This is a genomic window from Microcystis sp. M049S2, assembly GCF_020245625.1.
Classification (GTDB): Bacteria; Cyanobacteriota; Cyanobacteriia; order Cyanobacteriales; family Microcystaceae; genus Microcystis; species Microcystis ichthyoblabe_A.
The window spans coordinates 1-10,980 of record NZ_JADBUN010000134.1; the positions used below are offsets into that span (position 1 = coordinate 1).

Genomic DNA, 10,980 nt, shown 5'->3' on the forward strand with positions numbered 1-10,980 from the left:
TAAACCTTTTAGACTTTTTTTCCCTCAAAAAGTGCCAACCATTGGAGTGATCGGGGGTAAAATCCCTGAACTTTTTCCCTGAAAATTAGGTAATTGACCAGATGAAAATCGCTAAAACCCCACACCCCACACCCCACACCCTACACCCCACACCCCACACCCTGCCCCCAGGAAAACCTTTTTCAGCAGACCCTACTTATGTTTTCCCATCTCATCATCATTAAACCCCTCGGCATGATGTACGGCAGTTCCGGCGCGTTCCTCTCCCCAGAAAACCTTGTCGGACGTTCTGGCTCTAAATTTCCCCCCGATGCCGCCACCCTATCCGGACTATTTTTCAGTGCCAATAAAACGACCCATCAGTATAGCCATCGGGAATTAAGAGACAACCTCTTCATCGCTGGCCCCTTCTGGGCCGAAACCGATAGTCTTCGTAACGTCTATATCCCGATTCCCCGCACGAAAATAATCGCCACCGACAAATCCGACGAATGGCGAATCATAGCTGCACCCGATCGACAAGTCGTCTGGGAGCGAGATTGCGACAAGGACTCAATAGAACCCGAATTTTCCTGGATTTCTAGTGAAGATTGGACAGAATCGGCGCAATACATCGCCGACAAAGGATTTGCGGAACTCTCACCGTGGGAATTTACCCCGATCCTACATCCCAAGCTAGAGATCGATCGACGCTGTACCGTCGAGAAGGACGGTCTGTTTTTAGAATACGCCGTGCAGATGAAGGAGGAAACCTGTTTGATCTATCTAGCCACCCATCCCCTCGATCCGGGATGGTATAAATTCGGCGGAGAAAATCATCTAGTCGAGATCGAGAGCGTTGAGATTAAACCCGATTGGGCCATCTATCAATTGCTGAGACAGCCAATCGAACAGGCCTTTGCGACGATTACTCCGGCCATCTGGGGATCGAAACGATTTTCCTCCCGAATTCCCGAACAACCCGATTTCCCCTCAGTTCAACTGCTGCTCACCGACAAACCCATCCCCTACCGTTACGGTTTAGGTGGACGCTTGGGACGGGGTAGGTATTCCGTTCCTTCGGGAAGCGTGTATGTGCTGGAAGAACCGATCGGGCGATCGTGGTGGGACTGGCCGGAAGACTGGTTTCCTAGAGAGGGGTTTCCCCTCAAACATATCGGCTGTGGACTATCTCTACCGCTAACAATAAAAGGATTGAATTGAATGTATCTAAAAGCCTACGGCATCATTGAAACCCTTGCCCCACTCCATCTGGGAGCCGCCGCCGGGGAAGAAAGCGGCAACCTTAACCTGATCTTTCGCGATCAGTTTACCCAAACGGGCATAATCCCCAGTAGTTCCCTACGCGGTCGTCTCCGCTCCGATATGTTAGCCCGTTTAACAAGCCAATACAAGAAGCAAGGGCAACCCCCGGAACAGGCCAAAACGAGCGCATTACAAGAAGTGGAACGCTGGTACGGCCGCGGTGCGGAAAAAAACCGACAGGAAAACTACGATTACGAATCGATTATCAAACCAGAACACGCCTCGATCGTCTGGCTGCCGGTTTTCTGCCCCGGACAACCGATCGTTTGGGTTAGTTGTCCGAGTTTACTGCGACGCTACCAACGCATTGCCGACGTCAAGGCAGACATCCCCCCCGAGTACACCGGCTCGCAAACTCTAAAAACCCGTTCCAAAAACAACTCTGACCCCGTACTTTTCTTCAACTTGGGGTTTATCACGGTGAGTTACCCCAATTGGGATCTAACACCCTGGTTTCCCCTCAAAAACCTGCCCGCCGTGGTGGTCGATGACAATGATATGGGTATGATCCACGATATGGCCCTCTATCGTCAGAGTCGCGTGCAGTTAGAAGAAGATCGGAAAGTGGCGGCTAATAAAGCGTTTTTTAATGTCGAGGCAATACCAGAAGGAACAGTCCTCGCTTTTCCCCTTGCCCTTAAACCGATCGATGATAACGTTTGGGACAACTGGAAACCACTGGAACAAGATAAAACGGGGGATATTTATCTAGGGGGACTCGAATCGGTCGGCTTCGGCCACTGCATGATGACCTTGAAAAACTTATCGAAAGTTTAACCGGAAACTGTTAAGTAGGTAGGCGTTAAAAATTATCAGATGCCCCCCTTATCAAGGGGGATCCCCCCGCCTATCGGCACCCCCCTTATCAAGGGGGGCAGGGGGGATCGAACCTAAAATCCATTTTTAATTTAATTATAACCAGCTACTTAGGAGACGCGAAATGACATGGAATCCTTATAACCTCGATCGGGCTGCCCAGGAATTGGTCTTAAAATACCGAGACAGCGACAAGGTGTTAAATGAATCCCACAAAATGAGAACCACCGTCGCCTACGGTTTAGAACGTTTTTGGGGTGAACACCTGAGATTGATCGACAAAAATGACGCTACTGATCAACAAAAAGGACGATACTGGCGAGATGTCTGGCAGAAATTCGTCGATATCTTAGAAGATGCGGGATTACGGGTTCCCCGTGGCAAGATTAATCCTCAAGATAAACCGGAAGCTCAAACCAAAGCTATCCAAGCGATCGCCAGAGAGTTCTGGAATCAAGAAACTTTTCCCCTAGAAGATCAGAGAATCGCTCTCTACGTCCTCACCCAACTTTGTGATAGCTTGGTCTGGTGGACGCAACGATACAAACAACCTAGCACCAACCCCCAAAATTCCAAGATCGAGGAGGAAGAATAAAATGCCAGACTGGTCAGATGTACCCCTCCTCTATCAAGCACAGATCGAGGGAAGATGTCAATTACAAAGACAAGAAAATAAACAAAAAGCGCGAGCCTACGATTGGGTCGATCAGTGGACTAAACTTTATCATTCTGCTGACGATAGCGGTGGTCGATCCGGGCAACCCGATAACAGTAACCAATGGAGACGAAATTTATCTCCCGTCAACAGAAATAACTCCCCCGAACCACCGCAATTTAGCGAAGAAGCCAAGACGCGACCCTATACTATGACTTGGCGACTCGTCACCAATGGAGGTCAAGATGATGGCATTATCCGACCGGCTATCGGGGCGCGGGGTTATCCCTACTACCCCGGATCATCGATGAAAGGGGCTTTCCGTCGTGCCTGTGCCTGTACTACCGAACAAGCTCTAAAGTATTGCGGCAAACCCTCCCAAGGCGATCAGGGTTCTGAACCAGGTATTCTGCGCTTTCTAGGAGGCTATCCTACGGATAATAACTGGACTAAAAACTTAGTCGATATCGCTCACCCCCAGCAGGAAAAACAAGTTATTCAAGACGGAAAAACTAACGCTAATGTACTATTATCTTTTCACGAGGTAACTCTCAACTTCGGGATTTCCAGTACCATTCCCCTCGACGAACAAGAATGGCGAACGATCTGGCAAATTTGGGAGAAAGCGATCGGCAATGGACTCGGTTCCAGAGTTAGCGCCGGATACGGTCGCTTTAAAGATGTACCCTCACCAGAAACCCTCTTACAAGTTCATCTCAAAGGACAGGGAATCGCCGCTACATTACTCGACAAAACTCCCGAATTCCGTCCCAATATGTTTAAAGCAGCCCTTCGAGGTCATACCCTACGTTTACTAGGAGGAATGACCGATGAAAAGACCGCTAAACATCTGACCCAAATCCTCTGGGGAGGTATCGACGGAGCCGCTACTCTGGGACAACTCGGCATCAGCTTCACCTACCATGATGATGATTTAAAATTTGACAAACATCCCTACACTCCCCCGGGTAAAAGCGAGCAAATTATGCCTCTATACAATCTCAAACGGGGAACTTTACAAATTTCCTGTATGAATCGTCGCACTTCCTCGGAAGAGCGGCAAGAACTCGCGGAATTAGCCAAGGCAATAGTGCAATTCTCTCTCTTACTCGGTGGATTCGGCAAATCATGGCGAAGAGCGGATCACCGTCTCTTTTTCTGTCCCTATTTAGAAAAAGGCAATAAACCGATGATCGGGTGTCATTGGGAATTTATAGACTCTTCAAAATCTCTTTATCTTCCTATCACCGATTTACAACAAGATCTATCGCAATTTATCGATCGCCTTCGGACACTATTCCAGAATTACGCCGCTAAACAAGGCTATACTATTCATCCCGATAATCCTGTACACTGTGATTGGCGAGAAGCTTGGTATCCTTACGATAATCAAGGTGGGGTGCAAGTCTGGGGAAGAATTGTCGAGGATCGGATTAAAGCTATCAAATGGTTCCATCAACCTTACGAGGGAACCCACACCCTGCGGAACTTACAAGGAAGCATCGGACGGGACTCGCAAACTGGAAGACTTTGGCATCGAATTTACCCTTATTATCAATTGAATTCTGAAGGTAAACTGCAACGACAGAAACCACCGATCGAACTATTGACTTTCTTTCCCGAACCAACCGAGGATAGCGCTCATTTTATCGCTTTTCTCAACGAGCGATCGGACTTTGTAAAAATTTGGTAATATTTGTCATATTTATCGGGTATGCTGAAAAAGTACGGGCGAAGCATTCGGATAGAAAATCTACAGTTTCACCGATAGGTTATTGCCCGAATGCTTCGCCCCTACAGGACGCGGGCCGATAAAGACGCAAGGTTTTGAACGACGATCAAAATCTTGCACCTGTGAGAGCAAAACAGAACCCTAAAACCCTTACCTCGTCCATATTGCCCATTTATTCAGCAAACCCTATTTATCGGGTAAAACCATGACTACTTGGATTATCACAACGGGAAACAGCGATATTCAATTAAATACCGATGCCAATTGGACGAGAGGGGAGCGATTATTTGAGAAGGCTAAAAACAACAAACCTCTCTGTAATTGCCAGGGAGAAGGTAAAGATTTTGCCAATCTTAAACGAGAAAACGATACTAAGTGTTTTCCCGTTGCCGCTAGAGTTTTGGGATTAGTTTATCAAGGTGATAAAGATTGTTATTCAGATTTAGTATTCCCTTTGCTTGATGTTTTAATTCAAGCATTTCAAGATAAAAAATCTCCCGATCGAGTTTATATCATCCTAACCGATCAAGAAGAGCTTTTTAAAACATCGGACATCAAAAATTCTTCCTGTCCTTTCTGGCAAGATACCTGTACCTTAGAACCGCTTTTTGAATGGTACTTCCAGACCAAACTTAAGCTAAAACCGGATTTTATCACTTTACAGCCTTCTGTTAATAATAGAGGACTAGATCACTGGGATCAAGTGTTAACTCTTGTCACCGAAGAGTTAACAAAAATACAGCAAGACGATGTTTTTTATATCAGTCATCAAGCTAGTACCCCCGCTATTTCCTCGGCCGTTCAATTTGTCAGTATTGGTTACTTCTCTAACGTCAATTTCTTGATAGTTAATCGATATTATCAAGAAAATCAGATTATAACAAGCCCCGAAATTATTCCGAGTTCTAGCTATTGGAAACAATTACAAATACAGAAGGCTAAAAAATTAATCACAGATGGTTTTCCGGGATCGGCATTAGCATTATTAAAAGAGGTAGAATACAATAACTCAGAAGAAATTAAGGAGCTAGAAAGCTACATCGATCTTTTTAATATGAAAACCATAGATACTGGCGATGAATTTGATCCAACACAAGCGATCAAGAGAGTTCGTAAAACCTTAGATTTAATCGAATATTTCTTGAAACAAGAAAACTATCTTCAAGCAATTATTCTATTATCTGCCGCTCAAGAAACGTTTTTAAAAGCTTCTATTTCACTCTATTTACAAAAACATATACCCGGAGGTTTTAAAGAATGGAACGAGAAAGGATTATCACTTAACTTAAAAGAAACAAAAATCCAGGAAGTGATTAAGCAACTTCAATCATCTAACCAGAGAAATTATAAATTTCAGAGTCCTCATGAACTTTTTCCTTTACTCAAAGAATTTACGAAAATTGGAGATGATAATGATTGGCAATTATTAATTTGGTCATCCACAAGAGACAGAGATCATGAATTCGATCGCCGTAACCAACTAATGCACAATTTACGGGGAGTAAAAAAAGAAGAAGTGATTCTTTATCTCACCGATCCCGAGGAATTAAGAAAGTATCTTGAAGACAAGGTTAGCTATTGCAATTCTCAAAGGATTAATCTAAATCAAAACGTAGATGAGGTTTATAAAACGAAGATTAAACGTAAATTTATTTCTGCATTGGAAACCCTATGTGAATGGACGGAAAATGATTATACCCCTTTAAAGCATCGTCTCGAAAACTTAGCCAAATCCCTATAAAAAATACGTTCCCCTAGTTTTTAGTTAAACTAGGGGATATTGATTACTTATTTTTCGTCTTTTGGCTTTCTGTTGTTGATGCAGATTTCGATCGATCCCCAGACCAGAACGTTTACCGCAGGTGCGATCGCATCGTGCGGTGCAACTACCGAGACTACATTACAGACAACTAAGGCGGAAACCTTAATGGCGGCGATTTTGGTGATTTTCATACTACGTCTCCATGCGTAGACAAAAATCAGGTCTTTTCGCGATGGATAATTGTAGTCATTTCTGCCACACCTTTGACTAATATAACACATCAGATCGCAATCTGTCCAAAAGAATTAGACTTTTGGCTTCAAATAAACAAGTCGGTTAGTCCAATCCTGCTTTCCTTGCAGTTCCCACAAGGCTAAAAGCGAACGGATCAAAAGACCGAAATTGCTAGGGGGAATAGACTCATAATCGATAAAAATAACGCCGCTATGACTTTTCCAAGCTTCTCCCCATTCCCACAAAAGCGGGGGAATACTGTTCTGGTCGTAGGTTACTAGAGTTAATCGGGCTTCAGCCGCCGCTTTTAAGACGATTTCATCCGAATAGCCCAAATATCTACCTTTTTGCCAAGTTATTAGGGGAAAAATCGAGATTTCTGGACGTTTATAACTAATTTGTTCGGCAACCGTCGGAGAAATATGTTCATCCAATAAAAAAGATAGCATTTTAGCTATTCCCCGCTCAAATCAGCAGAAACCGTCATTGTTTCCAATTGCGGTAAGAGCCGCTTTATCGTCGTTTCATTCATCGCTTGAGCATCGGAAATCGCAGTTTGGACTTCGGACCGATAGGCTTCGGCATAGAGCAGGGCAGAGCGTACCCATTCCAGGGGTCGATGAAAATGTGCCGCCGTTTTTTCTTCATCTAGTCCGTAGCTTTGAGCGATTTGAATTACTTCCCACAGAGCCAAACTGGAGTTTTTTAGGTAGGGCTGCCGCCCCAAAGGAGAATGGCGAAATTCAATATAGGGGAACTCGCTTTCTCGGAGGGATTCCTCGATTAAAATCGCACCGGTTTCGCTAGGGGTTTTTCCTAATCGGCGGGCTAACCTTTTCAGTCTTTCTGCTGTGTGGTCGGGCAGTCTGGTGCTAACAACTTGGGACATCAATTTTTTTAACTTTTAATTACACTGTAAACAGTGTAACTCAACTCATTCTGCCAATGCCATTAAAGAATTGACCGTTCACCGAAAAATTAGGACTAATACTAAATCCGTTGAGTACAGGCTAGTTATGAGGAGAGGCAAAAGGCAACAGGCAAAAGGGGGAATAAATAATCAGTTTTTAATAACCAGATTTAGTATAAGGTAGTGGCGCGGAGAAAAACCTTTTCTTTGAGTATTACCATAAGATAAATTTATATTGTTGTGACAATCTATAAGCATCTGAGGGGGTAAGACAATCGCTAAAATCCTTATTCTCTCCTTGACCCCCTCGGATGCCCTTCTACTTGTTTTGCCTATTGCCTATCCTGATATGTAGCCTATAATCAACGGATTTAGTATGACTAACTGGTTGAGAGGTTAAACAATCTCAAAAGCTGAGATCAAGCATCTTGATCTGTATTTTCTCAACCAGTCAAATCAAGCAAAAATCCTAATAATAATTACCGACTTTGCGATGGTGAACAGCCGTTAAACTATCAGGTTTAGAAACGCGACCATCGGTGACTTTATTGTAAACAATCCAGTGGTCAGCACATTCCATACGACTAACTACCTCACATTCTAAATAAGCGAGAGCATCGGCTAAAATCGGCGAACCATTATTAGCGGTGCGAGTATTGACTCCTGCAAAACGATCTTCCCCAGGTCCGAAACGTTTTAAAAAGTGTTTCATCAGGGTTTGATAATTGCCTTCTTCCAGAATATTTAAAATGAATTGATCCCCCACTTGCAGTAAAGACTCGATCGCCCGATCTTTGGCCACAGCAACGGTAAAACCGGGAGGATCAAAACTTGCTTGCGTCACCCAAGAAGCGACCATTGCCCCACTTCTGTCTCCTTTCTTGGTGGTAATAATATATAAACCACCGCTAATCCGTCCGATGGCTTTATCAAGGTCAGTATCGAGGGATTTTCTTTGTTTAACTTTTACCTCTTGGGTTAATAGTTGTCCCATGTCTGTACCCGCTTCTTCACAGCGTTGATAGAGACTCTCGTTAGGAGTTTCTGCGCTACGAATGGGATCAAAAGCTTTGGTTAAACCAACTTCACGAAACTTATTAAATAGAGGTAAAATTGATTCATCATCATCCCCTTTAGATTCAAACATTCCGAGGTATTGTTTGGGGTTAACCGAGGCGAGAATTGTGCCTAGATTTCCCGTAATTTCTTGGGAATTAATACCAGAAACGGGGGGAGTACCGATGACGATTCCCACCGCAGAAGAAGCTAATTCTTTTACCTCTTGGGGATCGGCGGATTTCAGGTCTAAAGTTTCTACAGCCAAACCAGTTTTAGTAATACCTTTGGCAATCGATTGACAGAGGCGATCACTATAACCATAGTCGGCAATGTAGAAAACAGCGACGGTTTTTTCTGCCTTTGTTTGTGCTTGACTCCAATCACGATAATGGGTCAATAATTCAGTAACATTATGTTTTAATACTGGTCCGTGACCATTAGCCACGAGATTAATATTACCTAGAGGTTCCATCCGTTTCATCGCCGCTAGTACCGAGCGAGCATTAGGAGCCATTAAACATTCATAATAGAAGCGATAATCTGGTTCAATAGCACTTAATTGCTCATCGTAAAGATCATCGGAACAATAGTGCATTCCGAAGGCATCACAGGTAAATAAAATTCCCGAACCGTGATCGTAGGTAAAAATAGTATCGGGCCAGTGTAAATTAGGAGCGTTAACAAATTCGAGAATGTGACCATTGCCTAGGTCTAACCGATCACCATTTTTGGCCAGTTGACGTTGAAAGGGATGATGAACTAAATTCTCTAAAAACTGAATTGCCACTTTCGACCCAACGACGGTAATATTGGGAGCGAGTTGCAGCAGATCTCTGACTAAACCACTGTGATCAGGTTCGGTATGACTGATAATTAAATAATCGATTTCTTGGGGGTTAATTAATCCGTTGAGACTATCAAAATATAGTTGACGGAATTTTTCGTGAGAGGTATCCACAAGGGCGATTTTTTCCCCACGAATCAGATAGGAGTTATAAGTCGTACCGTTTTGTAATCCGAATTCAATATCGAAGCGATCGCGATCCCAATCGAGGGAACGAATAGCGGTGGTGTCTGCGGTGAGATCGGCCACCTGCACGGTGAGACGTTTTGTTTTGACTGGTGTAGCAACCATTGAACCCCTCCTTATTGTTAAGTTTTTTATACTTTGTCTCTATTGTGCCACGAGGAAATAAGGTATGGGGATTTATTTTCCCATAATTACTTATCACAGTTATCTTAATGGTCAGGGTGCATCTCACATTTGCAGGAATACCGACAATCAGCAATTATCAGTGACTCTTAGATGATGACAAATGTATCAGCAGCTGCCTGTAAGCATCCCACCGAAAAGCTAATGCGCTCCAGGGTTTCGGGGGTTCTACCCCCCAAAGGCTGGGATTGAGTGATAGAATCGGAAGTAATGCCCGATTTTAGCCGAGAGTTTCCCCGTAAAAATCCCAACTTGGTAGATTTACAAAAATGAGATGCAGCCTGGGCAATGCCCACCCTACTACTATTTATTGAATTTTAACATTTAATTTATAGGTGGCATTGCCGCGAGTTCCGCCTACAATTATTTCATAATTTCCAGTAGCAGGTAATTTTAAACTAGATTGGGTAGCTTCTGTTTTCAATATTTCCCCATTCGGTGCAATCACATCAAATACGGCATTATTTTCTAACGATGTAATTTTAACATCCATTCTCTGTCCTCGATTTGCTCTTAAGAGATAAATATTTCGACTCCCTCGCACAACCGATTGATTGACGGTGGCACTATTAGTTCCGGGTGCAAACCGGATTTGAGCAACTAAACAAGGTTGTCTTTGATAAACCAATCGTCCCGTATTCAAAGAATCTGAAGTTAACGTCCAGATTTCTTGAGTTTTTTGGGTGTCTAACTCAATTGTTGTCCTGATATTTAAGTTTAACTGATTCCCCTTTCTTGTTCCTTGTAAGGTTTGATTATAGGAAGTATAATAAGATTCTTGTTCGTTCTGAATCGTAGCTTCTACCCGACCCGTGACTTGATTTCCCTGAATATAAATCCTCGCCGTAGAATCCAGATCATCATTAGCAACCGAAAAACAATAACCTTGAATCGAAGAGCCACTGGGAGCTTGAACAACTTGTAGGGGGAAATGATTGGCCATCCCCGGGGTAACATTCAGTAAACTGGCAAAAATGACTACACATTCTAATAATTTCATCATCATCAGGACTATTCAAAATTTTCACTAATGGTAAACTAATTATCGCCCCAGCCGCCATACCTGCAATTCCCCGTTGATAAAAAGCCATAACCTCTAATGAAACCGAGCAAAAATGAGGGGGAAGCAGAAGAAGTAAAAAGACGGCTACATAATAGACCTCTTGCAAAAGTCTTAAGTCGATCCTTGTACAGCAACATTTTTGAAGATTATCAACTACTAATAAATAATTAACTGAAAGTCCCTCCCATTATTGTTTCTATCGTTTGTTTTCGGATTTATGCAAGAGGTCTA

The 10,980-nt window shown here is 43.4% G+C and carries 10 protein-coding genes; 5 read left to right on the plus strand and 5 right to left on the minus strand.

Features of this window, described 5'->3' with window-relative positions; all coding sequences use genetic code 11:
* Nucleotides 1–198: 198 nt before the first annotated feature.
* From IM496_RS11560 to IM496_RS11580, 5 genes are all read left to right on the plus strand, one after another.
* Entirely contained in the window at nt 199–1,203 is a 1,005-nt protein-coding gene (locus tag IM496_RS11560; protein WP_287661981.1) for a CRISPR-associated protein, read from the plus strand.
* On the plus strand, nt 1,204–2,082 hold the full coding sequence (locus IM496_RS11565; protein ID WP_287661982.1) for an RAMP superfamily CRISPR-associated protein: 879 nt from the start codon (nt 1,204–1,206) through the stop codon (nt 2,080–2,082). It abuts the gene before it with no gap.
* 163 nt (nt 2,083–2,245) lie between these two features.
* Entirely contained in the window at nt 2,246–2,716 is a 471-nt protein-coding gene (locus IM496_RS11570; protein ID WP_194013702.1) for a hypothetical protein, read from the plus strand.
* Nucleotide 2,717: 1 nt separating this feature from the next.
* Nucleotides 2,718–4,469, plus strand: a complete 1,752-nt coding sequence (locus IM496_RS11575) for an RAMP superfamily protein (RefSeq protein WP_287661983.1) — start codon at nt 2,718–2,720, stop codon at nt 4,467–4,469.
* A gap of 244 nt (nt 4,470–4,713) precedes the next feature.
* Entirely contained in the window at nt 4,714–6,249 is a 1,536-nt protein-coding gene (locus IM496_RS11580; protein WP_287661984.1) for a hypothetical protein, read from the plus strand.
* A gap of 47 nt (nt 6,250–6,296) precedes the next feature.
* Here the strand turns inward: IM496_RS11580 and IM496_RS11585 are convergent, their stop codons facing one another.
* The 5 genes from IM496_RS11585 to IM496_RS11605 form a co-directional block, all read right to left on the minus strand.
* A complete protein-coding gene (locus IM496_RS11585; RefSeq protein ID WP_154663933.1) occupies nt 6,297–6,461 on the minus strand; it encodes a hypothetical protein in 165 nt (54 codons plus the stop codon).
* 114 nt (nt 6,462–6,575) lie between these two features.
* Entirely contained in the window at nt 6,576–6,953 is a 378-nt protein-coding gene (locus IM496_RS11590) for a DUF5615 family PIN-like protein (RefSeq protein ID WP_002774995.1), read from the minus strand.
* A 5-nt stretch (nt 6,954–6,958) separates the two neighbouring features.
* Entirely contained in the window at nt 6,959–7,393 is a 435-nt protein-coding gene (locus tag IM496_RS11595) for a ribbon-helix-helix domain-containing protein (protein WP_002774994.1), read from the minus strand.
* 490 nt (nt 7,394–7,883) lie between these two features.
* Nucleotides 7,884–9,608, minus strand: coding sequence for a diflavin flavoprotein (locus tag IM496_RS11600; RefSeq protein WP_287661985.1), 1,725 nt, complete (start codon nt 9,606–9,608; stop codon nt 7,884–7,886).
* Nucleotides 9,609–9,993: 385 nt separating this feature from the next.
* Nucleotides 9,994–10,692 (minus strand): hypothetical protein, encoded by a 699-nt coding sequence (locus IM496_RS11605; RefSeq protein WP_104397612.1) that lies wholly within the window; start codon nt 10,690–10,692, stop codon nt 9,994–9,996.
* Nucleotides 10,693–10,980: the final 288 nt, after the last annotated feature.

Bases quoted from the DNA above. Each gene is read 5' to 3' on its own strand.
- IM496_RS11560 (WP_287661981.1), top strand. From the start codon at position 199: ATGTTTTCCCATCTCATCATCATTAAACCCCTCGGCATGATGTACGGC.
- IM496_RS11565 (WP_287661982.1), top strand. From the start codon at position 1,204: ATGTATCTAAAAGCCTACGGCATCATTGAAACCCTTGCCCCACTCCAT.
- IM496_RS11570 (WP_194013702.1), top strand. From the start codon at position 2,246: ATGACATGGAATCCTTATAACCTCGATCGGGCTGCCCAGGAATTGGTC.
- IM496_RS11575 (WP_287661983.1), top strand. From the start codon at position 2,718: ATGCCAGACTGGTCAGATGTACCCCTCCTCTATCAAGCACAGATCGAG.
- IM496_RS11580 (WP_287661984.1), top strand. From the start codon at position 4,714: ATGACTACTTGGATTATCACAACGGGAAACAGCGATATTCAATTAAAT.
- IM496_RS11585 (WP_154663933.1), bottom strand. From the start codon at position 6,461: ATGAAAATCACCAAAATCGCCGCCATTAAGGTTTCCGCCTTAGTTGTC.
- IM496_RS11590 (WP_002774995.1), bottom strand. From the start codon at position 6,953: ATGCTATCTTTTTTATTGGATGAACATATTTCTCCGACGGTTGCCGAA.
- IM496_RS11595 (WP_002774994.1), bottom strand. From the start codon at position 7,393: ATGTCCCAAGTTGTTAGCACCAGACTGCCCGACCACACAGCAGAAAGA.
- IM496_RS11600 (WP_287661985.1), bottom strand. From the start codon at position 9,608: ATGGTTGCTACACCAGTCAAAACAAAACGTCTCACCGTGCAGGTGGCC.
- IM496_RS11605 (WP_104397612.1), bottom strand. From the start codon at position 10,692: ATGATGATGAAATTATTAGAATGTGTAGTCATTTTTGCCAGTTTACTG.